Annotated in this window: 21 protein-coding genes; 10 read left to right on the forward strand and 11 right to left on the reverse strand. The window is 40.4% G+C overall.

Annotated features, from left to right (window positions below; genetic code table 11):
- Positions 1 to 61: 61 nt before the first annotated feature.
- Positions 62 to 559, forward strand: coding sequence for a DUF2059 domain-containing protein (locus F991_RS02855; RefSeq protein ID WP_004668802.1), 498 nt, complete (start codon positions 62 to 64; stop codon positions 557 to 559).
- Between the two features lie 65 nt (positions 560 to 624).
- On the opposite strand, the gene lysS is transcribed toward F991_RS02855, so the two are convergent.
- Both lysS and F991_RS02865 read right to left on the reverse strand, forming a co-directional pair.
- Positions 625 to 2,151 carry a lysine--tRNA ligase gene (lysS, locus tag F991_RS02860; RefSeq protein WP_004668804.1) on the reverse strand — a complete coding sequence of 509 codons (1,527 nt, stop codon included), beginning with the start codon at positions 2,149 to 2,151 and terminating at the stop codon, positions 625 to 627.
- 162 nt (positions 2,152 to 2,313) lie between these two features.
- On the reverse strand, positions 2,314 to 2,751 hold the full coding sequence (locus F991_RS02865) for an SRPBCC family protein (RefSeq protein ID WP_004668806.1): 438 nt from the start codon (positions 2,749 to 2,751) through the stop codon (positions 2,314 to 2,316).
- A 347-nt stretch (positions 2,752 to 3,098) separates the two neighbouring features.
- On the opposite strand from F991_RS02865, the gene rubA reads away from it, so the two are divergent.
- The 4 genes from rubA (at position 3,099) to oxyR (ending at position 6,462) form a co-directional block, all read left to right on the forward strand.
- Positions 3,099 to 3,263 carry a rubredoxin RubA gene (rubA, locus tag F991_RS02870; RefSeq protein ID WP_004663059.1) on the forward strand — a complete coding sequence of 55 codons (165 nt, stop codon included), beginning with the start codon at positions 3,099 to 3,101 and terminating at the stop codon, positions 3,261 to 3,263.
- A gap of 77 nt (positions 3,264 to 3,340) precedes the next feature.
- Entirely contained in the window at positions 3,341 to 4,522 is a 1,182-nt protein-coding gene (rubB, locus tag F991_RS02875) for a rubredoxin reductase RubB (protein WP_004668808.1), read from the forward strand.
- An 83-nt stretch (positions 4,523 to 4,605) separates the two neighbouring features.
- Positions 4,606 to 5,550 carry an alpha/beta fold hydrolase gene (locus tag F991_RS02880; RefSeq protein WP_004668810.1) on the forward strand — a complete coding sequence of 315 codons (945 nt, stop codon included), beginning with the start codon at positions 4,606 to 4,608 and terminating at the stop codon, positions 5,548 to 5,550.
- A gap of 6 nt (positions 5,551 to 5,556) precedes the next feature.
- A complete protein-coding gene (oxyR, locus tag F991_RS02885) occupies positions 5,557 to 6,462 on the forward strand; it encodes a LysR family transcriptional regulator OxyR (protein WP_004668812.1) in 906 nt (301 codons plus the stop codon).
- 62 nt (positions 6,463 to 6,524) lie between these two features.
- On the opposite strand, the gene dusB is transcribed toward oxyR, so the two are convergent.
- Positions 6,525 to 7,550, reverse strand: a complete 1,026-nt coding sequence (gene dusB / locus F991_RS02890) for a tRNA dihydrouridine synthase DusB (protein ID WP_004668814.1) — start codon at positions 7,548 to 7,550, stop codon at positions 6,525 to 6,527.
- An 82-nt stretch (positions 7,551 to 7,632) separates the two neighbouring features.
- Between dusB and F991_RS02895 the strand changes: the two genes are divergently transcribed.
- From F991_RS02895 to F991_RS02915, 5 genes are all read left to right on the forward strand, one after another.
- A complete protein-coding gene (locus F991_RS02895) occupies positions 7,633 to 8,838 on the forward strand; it encodes a DUF1615 family protein (protein ID WP_004668816.1) in 1,206 nt (401 codons plus the stop codon).
- The gene (locus tag F991_RS02900) at positions 8,805 to 9,497 is read left to right on the forward strand and encodes an HAD-IB family hydrolase (protein ID WP_004668818.1); all 693 of its coding nucleotides are present in this window, start codon (positions 8,805 to 8,807) and stop codon (positions 9,495 to 9,497) included. The genes F991_RS02895 and F991_RS02900 overlap by 34 nt, the downstream gene beginning before the upstream one ends.
- A 51-nt stretch (positions 9,498 to 9,548) precedes the next feature.
- Positions 9,549 to 10,670 carry an ABC transporter ATP-binding protein gene (locus F991_RS02905; protein ID WP_004668820.1) on the forward strand — a complete coding sequence of 374 codons (1,122 nt, stop codon included), beginning with the start codon at positions 9,549 to 9,551 and terminating at the stop codon, positions 10,668 to 10,670.
- Between the two features lie 25 nt (positions 10,671 to 10,695).
- Entirely contained in the window at positions 10,696 to 11,712 is a 1,017-nt protein-coding gene (locus F991_RS02910; protein WP_004668822.1) for an extracellular solute-binding protein, read from the forward strand.
- Positions 11,713 to 11,805: 93 nt separating this feature from the next.
- Complete coding sequence (locus tag F991_RS02915) at positions 11,806 to 13,440, forward strand: ABC transporter permease (protein WP_004668824.1); 1,635 nt, start codon at positions 11,806 to 11,808, stop codon at positions 13,438 to 13,440.
- 72 nt (positions 13,441 to 13,512) lie between these two features.
- Here the strand turns inward: F991_RS02915 and proB are convergent, their stop codons facing one another.
- From proB to uvrB, 8 genes are all read right to left on the reverse strand, one after another.
- A complete protein-coding gene (gene proB / locus F991_RS02920) occupies positions 13,513 to 14,646 on the reverse strand; it encodes a glutamate 5-kinase (RefSeq protein ID WP_004668826.1) in 1,134 nt (377 codons plus the stop codon).
- Positions 14,647 to 14,712: 66 nt separating this feature from the next.
- Complete coding sequence (gene cgtA / locus F991_RS02925; RefSeq protein WP_004668828.1) at positions 14,713 to 15,933, reverse strand: Obg family GTPase CgtA; 1,221 nt, start codon at positions 15,931 to 15,933, stop codon at positions 14,713 to 14,715.
- A gap of 116 nt (positions 15,934 to 16,049) precedes the next feature.
- The gene (locus F991_RS02930) at positions 16,050 to 16,730 is read right to left on the reverse strand and encodes a hypothetical protein (RefSeq protein ID WP_004668830.1); all 681 of its coding nucleotides are present in this window, start codon (positions 16,728 to 16,730) and stop codon (positions 16,050 to 16,052) included.
- Entirely contained in the window at positions 16,730 to 17,473 is a 744-nt protein-coding gene (locus F991_RS02935) for a hypothetical protein (protein WP_004668832.1), read from the reverse strand. Before F991_RS02935 ends, F991_RS02930 begins: the two co-directional genes overlap by 1 nt.
- Before the next feature lie 133 nt (positions 17,474 to 17,606).
- Positions 17,607 to 19,064, reverse strand: coding sequence for a glyceraldehyde-3-phosphate dehydrogenase (locus F991_RS02940; protein ID WP_004668833.1), 1,458 nt, complete (start codon positions 19,062 to 19,064; stop codon positions 17,607 to 17,609).
- A gap of 223 nt (positions 19,065 to 19,287) precedes the next feature.
- On the reverse strand, positions 19,288 to 20,226 hold the full coding sequence (gene rarD, locus F991_RS02945; RefSeq protein ID WP_004668834.1) for an EamA family transporter RarD: 939 nt from the start codon (positions 20,224 to 20,226) through the stop codon (positions 19,288 to 19,290).
- Positions 20,227 to 20,333: 107 nt separating this feature from the next.
- Entirely contained in the window at positions 20,334 to 20,918 is a 585-nt protein-coding gene (locus F991_RS02950) for a lipocalin family protein (RefSeq protein ID WP_004668835.1), read from the reverse strand.
- A 120-nt stretch (positions 20,919 to 21,038) separates the two neighbouring features.
- Positions 21,039 to 23,063: an excinuclease ABC subunit UvrB gene (gene uvrB, locus F991_RS02955; RefSeq protein WP_004668836.1), complete on the reverse strand. Its 2,025-nt coding sequence runs from the start codon at positions 23,061 to 23,063 to the stop codon at positions 21,039 to 21,041.
- Positions 23,064 to 23,217 lie beyond the last annotated feature (154 nt).

Below are 23,217 nucleotides of genomic sequence, written 5' to 3' on the forward strand. Positions count from 1 at the left end.
TGACAGGTCAGGATATCACTGAGTACCCTTTGTTTTTCTTTAATGCTATAGAAATCAGATAATGAAAAAACTTATTCCAACGTTTGTCCTTGGCGCAGCGATTTGTATGCCAGCTTTTGCTCAACAAGCATCAACAGAGTCGGTAAAAGAGTTATTAAAAATCACTAAATCAGAACAACTCATCGATCAATCCAACGAATATATCCATAAATTTACAGCCTCAAGCATTGAACAAATAACTCAGGGGCAGGAAATCAATACCAAACAAAAGAAAGCCATTGAAAATTATAGTCAAAATATTGCAAACATCCTAAAACAGGATTTTACATGGGCAAAATTAGAACCCGAAATGATTAAAATTTATGTTGAGGAATTTACCCAACAAGAAATCAACGGCATGCTTGAGTTTTACAAAACGCCTGTTGGTCAATCTACGATTGATAAATTACCGATTGTCATGAAAAAAAGTATGCAAGTTGGATACCAGCAAATGAATGAATTAATGCCGAAAATCATACAAGCAGGTGAAAAACTAGAAAAAGAGATGCAGGAAAAATAATAAATAAAAGCACACATAAAAAAATAGCCACAAATCAGATGTGGCTATTTTTATTTGACTTCAAATTAGTCTTTACGACGCATGTGCGGGAACAATAGAACGTCTCGAATACTCGCTGCATTTGCAAATAACATCACCAAACGATCGATACCAATCCCTTGACCTGCGGTTGGCGGCAAACCGTATTCCAATGCTTCAATGAAATCTGCATCATAATGCATCGCTTCATCATCACCAGCATCTTTCTCTGCAACTTGTGCTTGGAAACGTTCAGCTTGATCGATCGGATCATTTAACTCCGAGAAACCATTTGCCAATTCACGACCACCAATAAAGAACTCAAAACGATCTGTGATATGTGGATTATCATCATTGCGGCGTGCAAGCGGTGATGTTTCCGCTGGATATTCAGTAATGAACGTCGGCTGACGGAGTTTAGTCTCTACTGTTTCTTCAAACACGATGGTTTGTAATTTACCTAAACCAAAACCCGGTTTAACCTGTTCTTTTAAAACGTCTTTGGTAAATTTCGCCAAGAATTCACGATCATTAACATTTTCAGGTGTGAAATCTGGATTATGCTCAAGAATCGCATCAAACATTGAGATTTTCTTGAATGGACCTTTGAAGCTATACACTTCTTCACCATAAGGCACATCAGTAGAACCCAAAATATCAACGGCCAACTTTTCAAGCATGTTTTCAGTCAGTGTCATCAAGTCTTTATAATCAGCATAAGCTTGATAAAACTCAATCATGGTGAATTCTGGGTTGTGACGGGTTGAAACACCTTCGTTACGGAAGTTACGGTTAATTTCAAACACACGCTCAAAGCCACCAACAACCAGACGCTTTAAATATAACTCTGGCGCAACACGCAAATAGAGCTCCATATCTAAAGCATTATGATGCGTAACAAACGGCTTCGCAGAAGCGCCACCCGGAATTACATGCATCATTGGCGTTTCTACTTCCATGAAACGTTCATTGATTAGATAGTTACGCATACCCGCGATCACTTGAGCACGAATCTCGAAAGTTCTGCGCGTTTCTTCATTTACGATCAAGTCTAAGTAACGCTTACGATATTTTGCTTCGGTGTCAGTTAAACCGTGGAATTTGTCTGGAAGTGGACGCAAAGATTTGGTGAGCAATTCAAATGCTTCAAGGTGGACATATAGGTCACCCTTACCCGAACGACCAATGTAGCCTTCAGCCGCAATAATATCGCCCAAGTCTAAGCTTTTAATCGTTTCTAAAACGTCTGCTGCTAAACCTTTACGGTCAACATATAACTGGATACGACCTGTCATATCCTGAATCACAATAAATGATCCACGATTGAGCATGACTCGACCAGCGAGTTTTACATAAACTTTTTCAGCACCTTCGATTTGTGCTTTGTCTTGATCTTTGAATTGTTGTTGCAAGTCAGCCGTATAATGCTCACGTTTGAAGGTATTCGGCCAAGGGCTTTTGCCTGTCTGTTTTGCAGTCTCTTGGATTTGCTTTAATTTGGCATGACGCTGTGCGATTAAATCGTTTTCGGAAAGTATTTGTTCAGAAGTCGATTGAGCGTTTTGTTGCGTCATTTCTGCCTCGATTTAAGTAAAAAAATAAAGGCGAATAGAATAGCAGATCACAACCCATTTTCGTATCATTTCAGCTTTATAATCTCGAAAAAAGCGAATCTTTATCGATTTTCAGTCTTTTCGATCGGGTAATTACAATATAAATATCCAATAAAGTTTAACTTATTTTTCAGCTAAGTATTTCACCATTGCCAATCCTTGATCAAAGCCTTTATTCATCATTTCGGTATATTCTGGCTGAATATCCACTTCTACATGAAGCTGGGTACCCTCCTCAACATCAGTCAACAGATACTTTTCTAATGCACCAGCCCACGAGTTTGCATCATTACTTTCTAAGTCTTCTTTCCCATCCATAATTATACCCAGATGTTTAAAGACAACCGTATTCAACTCATCTAAATGTTCAATGGTAGACACCATGCCATTTCCTTCCCCATCACAAAAATAGGTTTTGCCACCGACTTTCCAGTCGGTTTGCATCGTTGAACTGCACGAAAAAAACTTTGTCCATGTTTGATAGGTTTCGGTTGCCCATAACACCTCCCAAACTTTCTGTTTAGGTGCATTTATTTTTATCGTATAAGTTAAGGTTTCCATGTATTGTTGCTCCATCTTGGTGGTGATAATTATGATATCTTAAGTCCAAGTGTTCATTTTTCAATCAAACCATATTTATACATTTACACCTTTTTAAATTACATCGTCATATTTACGACTACAAAAATTAGAGTAATTGCACAAATAACAAGACTTTCAGCTAGAATTGCCATATTACTTTTTCTATAAATGATTAAACTCTTGCATTTACTTTACTTAAAAGTCGATCTGCGTAAAAATCTAACTCCCAATCAACACAAGTTTGTTGTATTGCAGCGATCGTAGCGACATTATGGAATAGTTTACTGAAAGGCAATTTGAGCATACCTATCAGTTTGGAGAGTCACATGAAAAAATATCAATGTATCGTTTGTGGGTGGATTTACGACGAAGCAGATGGTTGGCCACAAGACGGCATTGCAGCAGGAACTAAATGGGAAGACATCCCAGATGATTGGACTTGCCCAGATTGCGGCGTTTCAAAAGCTGATTTTGAAATGATTGAAATCTAAGATTGTCAAAAAGGCCATGATCACATGGTCTTTTTTTCTATAATTTATTTTTAAATGAAAAAATGTTGGAGAATATAATGCATCCTATCATCATCATCGGATCAGGTATGGCAGGTTATACCGTTGCTCGTGAGTTTCGCAAACTGAGCCCAGAACAAGAACTCGTTATGATCTGTGCAGATGATGCGGTAAATTATGCAAAACCAACACTATCCAATGCATTTGCTGGCAAAAAAGCACCTGAACAAATCGCTTTGGGTGATGCCGCAAAAATGGCAACCCAACTGAACATGCGTATTGAAGCAGAAACTTGGGTCAAAGAAATCAATGCCGAAAATCATGAAATCATATTAGAAAAAAATGGTGAAAGCATTACCCAACCCTATTCAAAACTGGTGCTTGCGGTCGGTGCAAATCCAATCCGTTTAGCCATTTCTGGTGACGGTAGTGATGATATTCATGTTGTAAACTCACTGATCGACTATCGCACATTCCGTGAGAACTTAGCGAAACGTAAAGACAAGCGTGTGGTTATTCTAGGTGCGGGATTAATTGGTTGTGAATTTGCCAACGACTTACTGCATAGTGACTATGACATCACGGTGATTGATCTCGCGCCACAACCCCTTGGTCGTTTGTTGCCTAATCATGTTGCTGATGCATTTAAAACCAACCTAGAACAAGCAGGGATCAAATTCGCCCTTTCTACTACGGTAGAAAAAGTCACTAAAATTAATAATGGTGAAGACTACGAAGTTACTCTCGCCAACGGTAAAACCTTAGTCGCTGATATTGTACTTTCCGCAATTGGCTTACAACCAAATACAGCTTTAGCCAAAGCAGCAGGAATTCAAACCAGCCGTGGAATCATTACCAATACATTATTGGAAACGAATCAAGCCGATATCTATGCGGTTGGTGACTGTGCAGAAGTAAATGGCACACTGCTTCCATTTGTGATGCCAATCATGCAACAAGCGCGCGCTTTGGCTAAAACACTGAGCGGTCAAAATACTGCGGTACATTATCCTGCGATGCCAGTTGCTGTAAAAACGCCAGCTGCGCCATTGACCGTTTTACCTGCACCAATCGGTGTCGAAGTAAACTGGGAAACTGAAGAATTTGATGATGGTATGCTTGCAAAAGCCAATGATGCTGAAGGTACATTAAGAGGTTTTGTCCTGCTCGGTGCAACAGCAAGTAAACAACGTTTAACTTTAACCAAACTTGTTCCAGATTTAATTCCTGCACAAGTTTAAAATCTAACTATAATGAGTTTGTTGTGAAATCAAGACCAACAAACTCACGATTGATAAAAAGAATTCAACTCGGAACAAATCCCATGAACAGTGCCTTTCAATTCAATGCGTCGCCTTATACTTCATTTATGCAAGAAACCAAAGTCACTTTGGGCAATGGAATTGAGTTACATGTTGAAATTGGAGGCAACCCTGAACACCCAACGATTTTGCTGATCATGGGATTGGGTGCTCAAATGCTGTTTTGGCCTGATTTTTTTTGTAAATCTTTGATTGATCAAGGTTTTCGGGTTATTCGTTTTGATAATCGTGATATCGGTTTATCTTCAAAAATTCGTAATAAAAAACAACGCCTCAATACCATGAAATTGATGAGCCGCTTTATGTTGGGCTTAGGAAATGAAGGTGCGCCTTATACGCTGTATGATATGGCTGATGATGTGGCGATGTTGATTGACCAATTAGGTCTCGGGAAAACCTATATTTTAGGTGCATCAATGGGTGGCATGATTTCCCAAATCGTTGCAGCAAAATATCCTGAGAAAGTCGAAAAGGTTGGCTTATTATTTACCAGTAATAATCAGCCCTTTCTAAAATTACCGCATCCAAAGCAACTTTTTAGTTTACTCGGTAGACCTGAAGCGCATGATGAAGAAGCAATTGTTAATCACAGTTTAAAAGTATTTCAAATTATTGGCTCGCCAGGTTATGTGAACCAACTCGAAACAATTCAAACCATTCGTAAATTATATCGCCGTAGTTTTTATCCAGCGGGTGTACTTCAACAATTTTTAGCAATATTATGTACGGGTTCTTTGTTACCTTTAAACAAGAATATTACTCAACCAACCTTGGTTGTACATGGTTCAAAAGATCGTTTGTTACCACCAAGTCATGGGAAAGCAGTTGCAAAAGCAATTTCTGGTGCTAAGTTTGAATTAATTCAAGGAATGGGGCATGATATTCCAGCACATTTCATTCCTCAACTTAGCGGTTTGTTTGTTCATCATTTTAGATCATCACACTAGGACACTATGGCTGCATTACCCTCATTAAGACAGCTATCATATTTAGTTACGTTGTCAGAAACATTACATTTTACTGAAGCAGCACGCCGTTCATTTGTTACCCAGTCCACATTGTCTGGGGGGATTATGGAATTAGAGCGTCTGTTAGGTGGCGTCTTAGTTGAACGTGATCGTCAAAACGTTCGCTTAACCCCTTTAGGTGAACAAGTTGTAGCGCGCGCACGTGTGTTATTGGCTGATGCACAGGACCTCATGCGCTTAAGTCGAGAAATGAGTGAACCACTAACTGGTGATTTGCATCTGGGTATTATTCCAACCATTGCGCCGTTTATTTTGACTCAGTTGCTTGATGAAGTTCATCAACACTTACCCAAAATCCAACTGCATCTCCATGAAGCGCAAAGTGAAAAAATTGTAGAAAAGCTCGAACATGGCAATCTTGACATGATTGTGCTGGCACTTCCTTTTGATACTCGTGGTCTAAAAGTCTCTGAAATTGCGAAAGAGCATTTGTCGCTTGTTTACAACAAAAACGATAGTAATGCGATTCATGCAAACAGTTTAGATGACCTTGATCTGACCCGTTTAATGTTACTCGAAGAAGGTCATTGTTTACGTGATCATGCTTTGAGTGCATGCCCTGTCGGTGAGCGTAAAAATGATCATCGCTTAAAAGCAAGTTCCTTACCGACCTTAGTCGAGATGGTATCTTCTGATCTTGGCTTTACGCTACTACCTGAAATTGCAATCAAAAATAGTATGCTGAGTGGCAATGATGCGATTGCGATTAAATCAATTCAAGATGCACCAAGCCGCACACTTGCATTAATTACCCGTAAAAGCACCCCACTACAAAGTGAGTTTGATGTGATCTTAGATATTCTTAAAAAAATCACATCACATTTAGAATAATTAACAAGCCTGTAGTCGAGCGATTCAACTACAGGCTACTTTCAACTAAAATAAATCAATGATCATTTTATCTCTAACAAATTAACCTGCTCAACCTGCACATCACTCATACGCTGACCTTGATCAAGCAGTTGATCAAAGTAAGACTCCACCACTTTTGCTTGATCGGCCGTACTTTCAACCTTATACATATTTTGACGAAACTCGTTACTTGAACGTAAACCTTTGGTATACCAAGCAATATGTTTACGTGCAATACGACAACCAGAATACTCACCATAAAACTGGTAAAGCTCAGCCAAATGCCCCAATAAAACCATTTTCACTTCAGCAATATCTGGTGCGGCCAGATGTTCGCCTGTTTGCAGATAATGACCGATTTCTCTAAATATCCAAGGTCGTCCCTGCGCAGCACGACCAATCATAATGGCATCGGCCCCTGTATAGTCCAAAACATATTTGGCTTTTTCTGGACTATCAATATCGCCATTGGCGATCACAGGAATACTCAGAATTTCTTTTACTCGTTTGATCAGTTCATAACGCGCGTTATTTAAATACATATCTTCGCGCGTACGTCCATGCAAAGCTAAAGCAGCGATTCCCGCTTGTTCTGCACGTTTAGCAACACGTAAAATATTTTCTTCGCCATTTAAAAAACCCAGTCGAGTTTTTAAAGTCACAGGAACATCAACTGCGGCCACTACGGTATCCAAAATACGAGCAACGAGGTCTTCATCTTGCAACAACGCTGAGCCTGCGAGTTTGTTGCAGACTTTTTTTGCTGGACATCCCATATTGATATCAACAATTTGTGCACCATTGGCAACCTGATAACGCGCGGCCTCAGCGAGCTGCTCTGGATCAGAACCCGCAATCTGTGCAGAAATCGGGGCAAGTTCACCATCGAAATTTGCTCGATATAAGCTTTTTTTGGTCATACGTAAGGTTTTATCGGCCGTCATCATTTCACTAACGGCGTGCCCTGCACCAAAGTATTTGCACAGCGTTCTAAATGGTCGGTCAGTTACACCCGCCATCGGAGCAACAATCAGATTATTTGACAGTTGATAGGAACCAATATACATATATTTTCTTACAATTTTTGATCAACATAGTATACTTCATTCGCCCATTCAGCTCATCTTTTTATGCGGTGTTGTCTTGATTATGAACAAAACCTCTCCGACTCATCCTTTATTAAAAGCGATGAGCATCCTTGCAACATGTGTTGGTTTAACCGCTTGTGATAAAGCATGGTGGTCAAATAGTAAAGAACCTGAAATGCAAGCTGAGCACATTAAAAAAGTCATTCCATCACGTGTGAATGACCGTCAATCGTGGGCGCAAGATATTCATGACATTATGCAGGAATTAAGTATTCCTCAAACCAAACAAAATGTTTGTAGTATTGTCGCTGTGGTGGATCAGGAATCAAATTTTATTGCAGATCCACAAGTGGCTGGCTTAGGTGAGAAAGCAGTCCAAGAAATTAACACGCGTTTAAAAGAAAAATTTGAAGCCAAATTAGGTGAAAATATCGGAGGAACCATTGCAGGTTACTTTGAAGAGGTTTTAAAAACCCAACCCTCACCCGAAGATAACTATATGCGTCAAATGCGACGCGTTAAAACTGAACGAGAACTTGATTTACTTTATCGTGAAATTTTTGCTTATATGGCAAAGCACTATCATATCAGTGCTTTAACAGGTGCAGCCAAGTTGGTGGGTCAGGACATCAGTGAAAAGATGAATCCAATTACGACACTTGGTTCGATGCAAGTCCATATTAATTATGCCAAAGAACATAAACGTATCGGGATGAGTACAGCCGAACTACGCGATGATCTATATACACAATATGGTGGTTTATATTATGGCATCCATCGTTTAATGGTTTACCCCGCCGATTATGATAAAGCAATTTATCGTTTCGCTGATTATAATTCTGGAATGTATTCGAGCCGCAATGCTGCATTCCAAAGCATGTTGGATGCATTGACCGACATCGAAATCGGTTTGGATGGCGATTTACTTATTTATAATAAAGAAGGCAATATCCGCACCACGCAAAGTCAAACTGAAAAAGCCTTGATTTCGGTTTTTGCTGCAAATAATGTTTTGGTCACGCCGCGTCAAGTACGTAGCGATCTCAAAAAAGAAAAATCGAAAAAACTAGAAAACACCCAAACTTATCTTGCGCTACAAAATTTATATCAAAGCAAAACAGGTAAAGACGCAAAATATGCGATCATGCCCCAAGTTGTGATTTCAGGTCCTAAGCTGAGTCGTGATTATAATACCAATTGGTTTGCGAGCCGTGTAAATGGACGATATGAGACATGCATGCAAAGAGCAAAACAGATAAAACTTTAAACCTTGCTTTATTTGATTTTGATGGAACACTTTATCCGAAAGATAGTTTTACTGGATTTATTTTTTTCACTTTTCCAAAACACCATATCGTAACCCGAGGCTTGAAAATCTTGCCTTGGGTTATGGCTTATTATTTAGGCTTATATCCTGCTCATGCAATGCGTCCGCGCTTATTTCAAAGCATGTTTAGAGGAATTGCAGCAGACTTACCTCAAAGTTTAGCACCACGCTATGCGCAAAAAATCATTAAAGAATTAGACCAAAATCTACTTCAACAACTTTATTTACACCAGCAACGTGGTGATCATGTGGTGCTTGTCTCAGCCTCAGTTGACTTATATTTGGCACCAGTTTGCGAACTTCTAAATATTGAACTGATTTGCACGCAAACAGAAATTAGCAATGGCATTCTATCGGGTAACTACAATTCTAAAGATTGTAGCTGTGAGCAAAAGAAGCTCAGAGTATTGGAAAAGTATAATCTAGACCACTACCAACAAGTCTATGCCTATGGCAATAGCCATGAGGACCTTGAAATGTTCAGTCTCACTGATCAATACTTTATGGTTGGTCGTGACGATACGCTACCTGAGCTAGTCGATGCACATCCGATTGAAGCGATGCATAGGCAAAAGAAATTAGAAAAAGACTCTACATGAGAAGAATTATTAGTTATCATTTGTTCAAATAAATCGTCTTGTGAATTGACCATGAATGCTCATACTGCACCTCAGGCCAATGTCTTAACTATCCAGCAATTGAGCAAACAATATGGCTCACGATTTGCTGTAAATCAGGCGACGTGGTCTGCGACCAGTGGGCAAATCGTCTGTTTACTTGGACATTCAGGTTGTGGAAAGACCACAATGCTGCGTTTGATTGCAGGCTTAGAAACGCCAAGTAGCGGTTCAATTCAACTCGAACAAAATACCTTATGGGATGCTCAACAGCAGGTTGCCGCCGAAGACCGCAATATTGGCTTAGTGTTTCAAGACTATGCACTTTTCCCACACTTGAGTGTGTTGGAAAATGTCATGTTTGGATTAAAAAAATTCCCAAAACCACAACGACAATCGATAGCAGAACAAGCATTAAAACATGTTTCGATGCATCATCATCTACACAGTTATCCTTATACCTTATCTGGTGGCGAGCAACAGCGTGTGGCTTTAGCACGTGCCCTTGCACCAAAACCTCATGTCTTACTCATGGATGAGCCTTTTTCTAATCTTGATCACCGTTTACGAGATCAAATCAGACAAAGCACTATCGAAATTTTAAAAAAAACAGCCACGACAACAATTATCGTGACTCATGATCCTGAAGAAGCGCTGCAAATTTCAGATCAGATTATTCTGATGCATCAAGGTAAGATCATTCAAATCGGTACCCCGAAACAACTTTATTTACAACCGAAAACCTTATTTGCTGCACGTTATTTTTCTGCTTTAAATGAAATACCAACGCAACGATTGGATCACCAAATTACCAGCATTTTTGGAACGATCGCTGTACCTCAGCACTTAAATGCAACTCAGCAGCCAATTCAGTGTTGTTTCCGCCCTCATCAACTCAATGTGTTCCGTGTACCCGCTGAGGGGACTTTAGCTGCCAAAGTGATTTCATCGAGCTTTATGGGACACACTCAATTACTGCGTTTACAGCTTGATTTGCAAGATATTATATTACTGGCTCACGTTGACCATCGACAAAATTTTGCTGAAACTGAACAGGTTTATCTTTCTGTAGATTTAACAACATGTTTTTTCTATGCATCGGATGACAGTTTCAACACAGATCACCTTAGTACTGAACAAACACTTCAAGTTTAAACCTTGTGATTAGGAATTAGAAAAAATGGAACAACTGTCTAAGCGTCATATTGTTTTAACAGGACTCGTTGCACTTGCGAGTAGTTGGGTAAATGCTGCTCAAGTCAACCTGTATACCACAAGAGAACCTGTTTTGATTCAACCACTGTTACAAGAATTTAGCGAGAAAACGGGTGTTAAGGTGAATACTGTTTTCATCAAAGATGGTTTGCTTGAACGTGTGAAAGCAGAAGGTCGTCGCTCTCCTGCCGATGTCATGCTTACGGTTGATTTTGGTAATTTAGTCGATATCGTTGAAAGTGGTTTAACTCAACGTGTCAACTCAAAAGTTCTCGATCGTGCTATTCCAGGGAATTTACGTGCTGCAAATGGACACTGGTATGCTTTATCTATGCGGGCACGTGCCGTATATGCCTCAAAAGATCGTACCCCGCTCACCGCAATCAACTATGAAGATTTAGCCGATCCAAAGTGGAAAGGTAAAATTTGTATTCGCTCAGGTAGCCATTCATATAACACCAGCTTAATTGCGGCCTACATCACCCACCATGGTGAAAAAGCGACTGAAAAATGGCTGCGTGGCGTAAAGGCAAATTTGGCGCGTCCAGCAAGTGGTGGTGACCGTGATGTTGCACGAGACATCCTTGGCAAGATTTGTGATATCGGCGTAGCCAACACCTATTATGTCGGTACGATGCGCACGGGTGATGCCGAACAACAACGTTGGGGCAATGCCATTAATGTGGTATTACCACGTTTTAAAAATGGCGGTACGCATATCAACGTTTCAGGTGCAGTGGTCGCAAAACATGCGCCGAACCGTAAAGAAGCGGTTCAACTTCTTGAGTTTTTAGCATCAGATCATGCCCAAGCAATTTATGCGCAAAGTGGTTTTGAATACCCAGTAAAAGCTGGCGTTAAAATTGATCCGATTATTGCCAGCTTCGGTAAACTTGAAGTTGACAAAATTCGACTCAGTGATATTGCACGTCATCGTAAAACAGCCAATCTTTTAGTCGATAAAGTTCAATTTAATCACTAAATCTTGTCCGACTGACAGGCGGCAACTGACTTGTCGCCTGTTAAGCTACCCAGTTGAACTTTCCTCCCTTTCCGTATACTCAAACCCTCGACGATGAAAAAAAAATATACCTTTAATTTATTATTTTCACTCAGTGGGCTATTGACGCTGTTGGCCTGTTTACCTGTATTGGCGTTGATCGTAACGGCATTACAAGGCAATAGTGATATTTGGGAACATCTGATTCGTTATGTCCTCCCACCGACACTAATCGATACGACGTTATTACTTCTTGGCGTAGGTATACTCACGATTTTGATCGGAACAGGCAGTGCATGGTTAGTTACGGCTTATCAATTTCGAGGGCGAGCCTTTTTAGACTGGGCACTATTGTTGCCCCTCGCAGTACCCACGTATATTATTGCCTATAGCTATATTGATATCTTGCATCCCATTGGGCCGTTACAAAGTGTACTCGGTGGCTGGTTTGGCTGGGAAGCACAGCCTTGGTGGTTTCCCAATATTCGCTCGGTTTGGGGCTGTATTTTTTTATTAAGTTTTGTGTTGTATCCCTATGTCTATTTAAGTACACGTGCCATGTTTTTAATGCAATCAGCCAGTCTGGTTGAAGTTGCACGTAGTCTGGGATTGAAACCAAATCAAGTTTTTTTACGTGTCGCCATTCCCCTTGCACGCCCCGCAATCGCAGTCGGTGCGAGTTTGGCCTTAATGGAAACCATTAATGATATCGGCGCGACTGAGTTTTTAGGTGTAAAAACACTGACCCTATCGATCTATTCAACATGGACCAACCAATCTGATTTGGCCAGTGCTGCTCAAATTGCGATCTTCATGTTAATGATCATTACCTTATTGGTGGTCGTAGAACGACTGGGACGACGTAAACAACGTTATATGAATTCAGCCCAACGTAGCCGACTGATGCCTGCTCAAGCTGTCACAGGAAGCAAAGCGCTGTTATTCTTCGGGCTGGGTTTGATTCCGATTTGTATCGGTTTTCTGATTCCAATCAGTCATCTATTGGTTGAATCTTATAAGCGCCTTCAATATGCAGGTTTTTCAGATTATTTATTACAAGCATCAATCAATACGCTTAGCTTGGCAAGCCTTGCAACTTTGATCACGATTTTTATTGGTTTCTTGATCGTCAGTGCCGCTCGCTTTAGCCAAAACACATGGTTTAGTCGCATCTCTAGCTTGGGCTATGCGATTCCGGGTACGGTGCTTGCGATTGGGTTAATGTTATCTTTAGGAAAAATCGACCATGCGGTCGCGGACTTTCTTGAATTTAAACTTGGGATTAACACAGGTTTATTATTTTTAGGTACCACGTTCACCCTCATCTATGCCTACTGTGTTCGTTTCCTTGCGATCGCAATTGGTGGAATCGAATCTGGCTATAATCGTATTCATGGTGTCTTTGATGATGCCGCACAGAACTTAGGACAAAATAAGTTTGGTATCTTATGGCGAGTTCATCTACCCCTGTTACGCCCAGCGATCATCTCAGCAGCATTATTGATCTTTGTTGACTGTATGAAAGAGTTGCCTGCTACCTTACTGCTTAGACCGCTCAATATGGAAACACTCGCCACCCAACTCTATGCTGAAGCCTCAAGAGGCACTTATGAAGATGGTGCTATCGCTGCGCTATTGATTGTGTTGGTAGGACTTATTCCAGTGATTTTACTGGCACGTATGGGCAAAAATATTCAACAACATAAATAGTCCAAAAACTTTAGGCATAAAAAAGACTTCTGATTGAGAAGTCTTTTTTATGCTAACAAAGCAATATCTGGATTAGTAAATCGCCATATGGTTACGATGGATCATTTCCAATGAACGTGCCTCACCTAAGAGTTGATGCACTTTATCAGAACTCAGCCCTTTAACCATATCTGCTGAACGAGAGCTGAAATTAACACGCCCAACCGCGATGCGCTGTCCTTTCTGATCAACACACTCAACCACGTCACCACGATCAAAATGCCCCTCAATCGCTTTTACACCAACGGGCAATAAACTGCGATGCTTGAGTTTGATTGCTTCAACCGCACCAGCATCAATCACTAAACGCCCTGCAGTTTGTAAATGTGCAGCTAACCACTTTTTGTTTGCAGTGACACGATCATTATCAGTGGTGAACAAAGTACCTAACATTTCACCAGCCATCAAACGCGCAAGTACGTGTTCACTTTCGCCACTGGCAATCAATGTTGGACAACCTGAACGTGCAGCCAAACGTGCAGCACGAACTTTGGTCACCATACCACCACGACCAAAAACACCACCACCGCCTGCCATTTCAAATAAACTGTCATCCAATGCACGCACAGCAGAAAAGAGCTTCGCATTTGGATTACTACGAGGGTCGGAATCAAACATACCTTGTTGATCAGTCAAAATAATCAACAATTCAGCCTGAACCTGACCTGCTACCATTGCAGCCAAGGTATCATTATCACCAAAACGAATTTCGTCTGTAGATACCGTATCGTTTTCATTAATCACAGGGATCACGCGCCAATCAATCAAGTTCTGCAATGCATCACAAGAATTGAGATAACGGCGACGGTCTGCGAGATCATCATGCGTGAGTAAAACTTGCGCCGTTTTGATTCCATGCTGATCCAATACGTTTGACCATGTATGAATCAAACCCATTTGACCAATGGCAGCACATGCTTGCAAACTAGGGAGATCAGTGGGTCGATTCGCAAATTTCATGCGTACCATCCCCTCTGCGACTGCACCTGACGACACGAGTATAATTTCATGTCCTGCATTGTGTAGATCTGCAATTTGTTTCGCCCAATGCGAAATTGCATTTAAATCTAAACCTTGCCCATTTGCAGTGAGTAAAGATGATCCGATTTTAACAACGATTCGTTTACACGTATTGAGCTGACGTTGCATATCGACCACTTCTATCATTTTTCCCTCAATTTGTTTCCCCCCGAATTGCGACGAAAGCATCGCAAAAAGAGGAACTAAAAAAGCCTAGTCACGAATGTAGACGCTTTCTACATCACTGTCGTCTTCATCGTCATCAAAGTCTTCATCATCGCTCTCAAGACCAGCTAAACGCTGTGCTCTACGCATCTCACGATAAGCTTCTTTTGCTGCGATGGTTTGTTCACGTGTCTCAACTTCAAGCTGCTCACGGAAGGCTTTAACTTCTGCTGCATACTCAGGATCTTCAACTTCGCGTTCACGTTGTTGTTCGATTTGATCCATGAGGTAATAAACGACTTCTTTGGTGCCTTCAGCAAGTAAGCCAGATGTTTTGAACACTGGTCCTGTCCATTGCAATTCATCTAAGATGTGTTGACACCACTCTTCTCTTGAATCTTCTGCAATTTGATCAAGCTTGTTCAATACAAGAACAACTGGAAGCTTAGCCAAGGTTGGTGAGAACTTCACTAACTCAGCCGAAATCGCTTTGGCATTATATGCAGGATCAGAACCATCAATCGGTTCTACATCCACGATATGTAAGAGAATACGAGTACGTGCTAAGTGTTTAAGGAAACGAATCCCTAAGCCAGCGCCTTCTGCCGCACCTTCGATCAATCCTGGAATATCAGCCATTACAAATGAGCGATGACGATCGGCATCGACCACACCTAAATTAGGCACCATCGTGGTAAATGGATAATCTGCAACTTTTGGTTTTGCAGCACTGACCGCACGAATAAAGGTTGATTTACCTGCATTCGGCATACCCAGTAAGCCAACGTCCGCAAGTACTTTTAACTCTAAACGAACTTCGCGATATTCGCCTTTAATACCTGTGGTACATTTACGTGGTGCGCGGTTGGTTGATGATTTAAAGTGCGTATTACCTAGACCGCCATCACCACCATGAGCAACTTTAACGCGCTGACCATCAGCCACTAAGTCACCAATAATGTCACCGGATTCTGTATCAACAATCGTGGTACCAACTGGAACTTTTAATATAACGTCTTCACCGCCACGCCCTGAACAGTTCGCACCCGAACCATTTTTGCCACGTTCTGCACGATAGCGACGTGTATAACGGAAGTCTACAAGTGTGCTGGTATCATCATCGGCTTGGATATAAATACTTCCACCACGTCCCCCATCTCCACCATCTGGACCACCAAAAGGGACAAACTTTTCACGGCGAAAACTAGCTACGCCATTGCCACCGTCGCCAGCCTCTACGATTATGACTGCTTCATCAACAAAGCGCATGCGCCAATCCTCTAAATTCTATAAAACGGGATATTTTGCCACATTTTCGTAAATTACTCGAATATTAAAATCAGCAAATGCCCTTATAGGCTGCAAAAAAGCGTGATTTCGCTCTTTTAAGGTCTTACATTCTTCAATGGCACGTCCATTTGCATCTCTAAATTTGCCTTCGTCTCTTGGACAGCGTTAAACATGGTTGCATTGAACGATGAAATCGAATTCATATCGATGGTATCGTTGATATAAAAACTTGGATTGAATTGATGTTTAATCGGTAAATTGATTGATTCATCAAAAGCAAAATAAACAGGTCCGTCAAATACGATTTTCACAGGGATGGTATAAGCACGCTTCAACTGAAATGGAATATCTAACTTTACGGGGATATCTAGTTTTAAAGGAAATTTGGGCAGAAGCTTCTTTTGGTAAATTAAATCAGTTGTCGTCTCGATTGGCATCACCTGATCGACTTTGAGTGTGGTTTCATAATCAATATTCACTGTAATCGGCGTTTCCACTTCAAAACGCAGATCTGCTAAGTATTTTCCTTGCAAAGGTAATTGCAAAGTACGATCCATCACTAAGGTGCTCTTTAACTCCCCCTCAGACCTGACTCGTAGGTGATCACCGACCTGAATCTTGGTCGAAAGTGACTCAGGCAACCGAATATCTGCTTGCTGCGCAGACACCATGACTGATGCCTGAATATTGAGATAGAACCAAAACAAGATCGCAACCAAGGTGGTTAAAATGACAAAACTAATCAACACACTTTTAAATGATTTAAGCATCAGCATCACTCACCTGCTTTCGCATCTTTTTTATTTAGACTCGCATCGACAGACTGAGATTGCACGCGACCCAAATACATACTCGATAGCGGAATCTTGAGTTCACCCTGTGCAATTTTGACAGGCAAAGTATTTTTTACATCAACAGAGGCATTGAGTTCTGAAGTAATCGGTACATTTAATTTTCCTTGAATTGGAATATTGGCATTGAGTTGTGTTTTTAATGGAATATTTAAATTCTCTTTTAAAACTGTTTTTACAGGTGCATCAAACTTTAAATGTACGTTTTGCTGTAACGGTACTTGGATATTGATCGGCACATCCAGTTGCAAAGGAATCGTTCCTTTTAAAGGCAAAGTCACATCTTTACCCAGAATTTTGACCTGTACTTTTGTATCTATCGGTAAGTTTTGATTGACCTTAATCACTTCTTGAACTGGAATCATAGTGCTAATCGGAACTGAACTATCGAAATAAACACGTGGCGTGAGTGTCTGAGTTAAAGCAACATTCAATTGTTCATTAATTGGAATTTGCGCATCGACACGTCCATTCACCTCGACATCTAAAGCATCTTTCACTTTAACCCGAACTTGTAAAGGTTCTTGTAAATCAATCGCGACTTTTTGATCTTTCAATGGAATATTGATATTAAAGTGTTTAAACACCCACATCGCGATATAGACACCACACAAGTTGGCAATAATAATCAAAGCAAAAACTGCAAACAAACGCTTAAACTGCAACAATGAAGTATTCCTAACTAATCAATTCCCTTTCTCATTATTCTCAACGATTTTTGTGTTTTAATCTGCTTGTATTCTGTACAGTCAATAAAAAACCCAGTCGAAACTGGGTTTTAATTTTTAACCTAAAAACAAATTATGCATTTGTTTCAGCAGGAATTTTTGTATAGTTTACGCCACACATTTGTTCTGCGATACGTAACACTTGGCAGCTATAGCCAACTTCGTTATCGTACCAAACATAAGCAGTTAAACGAGTACCAGAGGTAATTGTTGCTTGCGCATCAAACACACCCGCAGTACGTGAACCAATAAAGTCACTTGATACCACTTCACTTGAGTTGGTATAGCCAATTTGACCTTGTAAACTAGAGTTAATCGAGATTTGACGAATATATTCGTTCACTTCTTCACGATCAACTTCTTTCTCTAAGTTCAAGTTCAAGATCGCAAGAGAAACGTTTGGTGTAGGAACACGAACAGAGTTACCTGTTAACTTACCTTTCAATGCAGGTAGAGCTTTAGCAACGGCTTTCGCAGCACCTGTTTCAGTGATGACCATGTTCAAAGTTGCAGCACGACCACGACGATCAGCTTTATGGTAGTTATCAATCAAGTTCTGGTCATTTGTGAATGAGTGAACTGTTTCAACATGACCATTTAATACTTTGTACTTGTCATCTAAAACTTTTAATACAGGAGTAATTGCGTTAGTGGTACAGCTTGCAGCAGAGATGATTTTGTCTTCATCTAAAATATCAGTGTTGTTTACACCAAAGACCACGTTTTTCATTTCGCCTTTACTTGGCGCAGTCAATACAACACGCGCAACGCCTGCACATTTCAAGTGTTGGCTCAGGCCTTCAGCATCACGCCATTTACCCGTATTGTCGATTAAAAGTGCATTATTGATGCCATAAGCGGTGTAGTCTACTTCGCTTGGGCTTGATGCATAAATCACTTTAATGAAGTTACCATTGGCAATGATTGCTTCATTTTCTTCATCAACAGAGATCGTTCCAGCAAAAGTACCGTGGATAGAATCACGACGTAACAATGAAGCACGTTTTGCCAAGTCACCATCAGATGATTTACGTACAACGATTGCTTTAAGGCTTAAACCACGACCTAAACCTGATTGGCTGATGATTAAACGAGCCAAGATACGACCAATACGACCGAAACCGTATAGCACCACATCTTTAGGTTGTTCAGAAGTTGCCTTACCTTCGATTGATGAAACTGCTTTTGCAACAAAAGCGTCTACATCACCACCTTCATTTTTATATTCAACAGCAAGTTTACCGATATCAACTTCAGCAGAACCAATGTTTTGAACTTTCATTAACGCTTCCAAGATTGGGAAGGTATTGACAACTGAAAGCTCAACATCAAGCATGCGTGTACGACGATGTGATTTTAAGATCTGGATTACCGAACGGTTTATTAAAGAACGACCGTAAACAGAAACAACAATATTCTTCTCACGGTATAATTGACCAATCAACGCAATCATGTGTTCCGCGATTTCTTCACGGTTTTTCCAACGGCCTTGATGTTCTGCGTGTAGGGCAACGATAGTGTCTTTGCTCACAGTTACGTCCTCTAATTTAATATCTATACTGGGCGTGAATTTTAAAAACGCCTAATTGTAATAGAATTATCATCAAGATTGAATCAAAAGCTGCTCAAGTTGTTGAGATTTTGTCGCAATCAGCCATAAATTCATAAAATACCTATAATTATTTTTGTGATTTTAGGTAAAAATCTTTTTCAATCATCGTAATAGCCGTGATCCATTTTAAAGTAATCACTGTTCATTGGTCGTCATCTAAGCGTTTTGGGTACTGTTTTAAATTAAGTTCCAAATGTTGCTTTCGTTTTCTCTGTTGCAATAAATGTACAGCACCCTCGATCACTAAAACCAGTACAGCCAACCAAATTGGAATATAAGTGAACCATTCCTCTGCTCCGATTTTCTCTCCAAGCAACAAGGAAACAAGCGCCAAAAGCACCGGTTCTAAATATCCCAATAAACCAAAAATAATCAGTGGCAGATAACGACTTGCTAAAATGAAGCTTCCCAAACCAATTGCACTTAAGCATCCAAGCCCCATGATGATCGCAATCAGAACTGGCGCATCAAAAAACTTGAGATACGGCGTATCCCCTGTTTGAGTAAGGAAAATTGCAATAGGAAGAATCAGCAATAAATCCCACCAAAAACCACCTAAATTATCCGTTTGAATTTTTTTACGAATCACAAAATACGCGGTATAACCAATCGCGACGAGCGCAGTTTCCCATGCAATGCTGCCTAAGCGCCAAAACTCATGTCCTACTCCAAACATCGCCAAAGCAACTGCGACACATTGAAACTTTGACAGCTTCTCGCCATACAGCACACGTCCGACCAAAACCAAGATCAGCGGCAATAAGAAATAGCCCAATGAAACTTGCAAACCACGACCATGCATTGGTCCCCATAGGAATAACCACAGTTGCACTGAAGTGAGTAATGAGGTCGTCATTAGAAATAATAACAAACTTGGCTTTGCCATAATCCGTTTAAATATGGTCTTGATATGAATCAAATCGCCACTGAACCACATGAACAAGGTTAAAAATGGCAAAGTCGCAATGATACGCCAACCAAAAGTTTGCTCGCTATCAAATGCGCCTAATACTTTGGTGTAAAAAAATAAAACACCAAAGGTTACAGAGGCCAAAACTGAGTAAATAATACCTTTGAGCATTTTGACCTCTATCTAGGCTAGAAAAAAACGCTAGCGAATGCATGATTTATCCACTATATGCAAATAAAAAAACCATGCAAGCATGGTTTTTAGAGAATATAGTTTATTTAACGATATTCAGGATAAATCACATCACCAATATCATAACCAACCGTTTTGGCATAATTCAGATATTCATGAATAATTTCTTTATTCGGTGTTGGAGTCCGCGAAAGTACCCATAAATATTTACGGCGTGGTTCACCGACCAATACAGTTTGATACTCTTCATCCAGTTTTAGAATCCAATAATCGCCACGCCCAACTGGAATCCAACGTACACCTTCAGGTAAAAAACTAACACGCAATTTGCTGTTAAATGGCGCGTTTGCGACAAAGGCTTCGCCTAAACTTTGCTGTAAATTTCCATCAATATCGTAGCATTTGTTATCTACCACGATATTGCCATTTTCGTTCACTGTATATGTGGCAGAGATGTTATAAGCGCACTTACGCTCAAAAAACATCGGTTTACGTGCAACCTCATACCAAATACCCAAATACTTATCTAATTCTACTTTTTCAACGGTAGGCAAAGGCTTTGATTGAGCATAAGCGTATGTCCCGATAGCCAAACCCGTCAGGACTACGCCACCAATTGCAATTTTTGCTAAACGCCAACTCGATTTTGGGAAATTTGTAATCAATGGCATGATAAATCCTCAAAACAGAAATTTGTTATAAATAGTCATATAGTTAGCTTATTAAGCTAGCCTATTTTATAAACAAAAACTGTTGAGAAATGTATCACTATTGAGAATTTCTCTCCTATATTACGATTGCAGCATATATGCTTTTAAGCGCACGATTTCATCACGTAACCTTGCTGCCTGCTCAAACTGTAACTCTTTAGAGGCTTTGAGCATCTCCTTCTCAAGTTTACCGATCTGCTTCGCAAACAATTTTGGATCAGATACGAGGTGTTGTTCATCAGCACTCATTGCTTGCGCTTGATCAAGCACTTTGTCATCGATTTCATCATCAGTTAACACTTCGCCTGAATCAATTTCTTTGGTTGTCTGGCGCACGGTACTGCGTGGGGTAATACCATGCAATAGATTAAATTCAACTTGTTTCGCACGGCGTCGATCTGTTTCATCTATGGCTTTGCGCATCGAATCAGTAATACGGTCCGCATATAAGATTGCTTTGCCTTTGACGTTACGTGCTGCACGCCCAATGGTCTGAATCAATGATCGTTCCGAGCGTAAGAAACCCTCTTTATCTGCGTCCAAAATCGCCACCAAAGAAACTTCAGGCATATCCAAACCTTCACGCAATAAATTGATCCCGATCAGAACATCGTGTACCCCTGTTCTTAGATCATGGATAATTTTAACGCGTTCAACCGTATCGATGTCCGAATGTAAATATGCGACTTTGACGCCGTACTCTTTCAAATATGACGTTAAATCTTCGGCCATACGTTTAGTTAATGTCGTCACCAGCACGCGTTCATTCAAATGCTTACGCAGATTAATTTCAGATAAAACATCATCAACTTGAGTTAGTACAGGACGCACTTCAATTTCAGGATCAATCAAACCCGTTGGACGTACCACTTGCTCTACGATCTGTTCAGATTTTTCCATTTCATAACGTGCGGGAGTTGCACTAACATAAACAGTCGTCGGTACAATTCGCTCCCACTCTTCAAACTTCATCGGACGATTGTCAAGTGCGCTCGGCAAACGGAAACCATAATTCACCAAGTTTTCTTTACGTGAACGATCGCCTTTATACATCGCGCCGATTTGAGGAACGGTGACATGTGATTCATCAATAATCAGCAAAGCATCTTCAGGAATATAATCAAATAGTGTCGGCGGTGCTTCGCCTGATGGACGCCCTGAAAGATGACGTGAATAGTTTTCAATGCCATTGGTATAGCCCAATTGCTGCATCATTTCCAAATCATAGCGCGTGCGTTGTTCGATACGTTGGGCTTCAAGCAGTTTGTCGTGTTCACGGAAAAACTTAAGTTGATCTTGCAACTCATCTCTGATGGTATCAATCGCACGGGTTAAATGATCTTTTGGCGTAACATAATGGCTTTTTGGATAGATGGTAACTCGCGGAACTTTGCGTACCAATTTTCCAGTTAAAGGATCAAACCAACGGATCGAATCAACTTCATCATCAAACAACTCAACGCGAATCGCATCCTGATCGGATTCCGCAGGGAAAATATCAATAATTTCACCGCGAATACGATATGTACCACGCAAAAACTCTAGTTCATTACGAGTATATTGCATCTCAACCAGACGACGGATAATGTCATCACGACCAATTCGATCACCTTGTACAATATGTAACAACATCTGCATGTAGGCATTTGGATCACCCAAACCATAAATCGCAGAAACCGATGCCACAATAATCGCATCTCGGCGTTCTAATAATGCACGTGTTGCCGAGAGACGCATTTGATCAATGTGATCATTAATGGCTGAATCTTTTTCAATAAATGTATCTGATGATGGCACATAGGCTTCGGGTTGATAGTAATCATAATAACTAACGAAATACTCAACCGCGTTGTTGGGGAAAAATGATTTGAACTCACCATAAAGCTGAGCTGCAAGGGTTTTATTATGTGCCATGACAATGGTTGGACGTTGGGTTTGGGCAATCACATTTGCCATGGTGTAGGTTTTACCTGAACCTGTAACGCCCAGTAGCAGTTGATTACGAAAACCTTGTTCAATGCCACTGACCAATTTTTCAATCGCCTGTGGTTGATCGCCTGCAGGTTGATAATTGGTGACTAATTCAAATGGTTGGTTTTCGCTCATAAAGATACTGTCATACTAAATTTTAGTTCATTCATTTTATGGGGATGATTGAGGATTACTCAATGCTGTAATATTCACTATTATGTAGCAACCGCACAAAATGATCATAATCATAGAACACCCTCACGTATTCATTTTTCTATTTGACCAACTA

This window comes from Acinetobacter sp. CIP-A165, from assembly GCF_000367985.1.
Taxonomy (GTDB): domain Bacteria; phylum Pseudomonadota; class Gammaproteobacteria; order Pseudomonadales; family Moraxellaceae; genus Acinetobacter.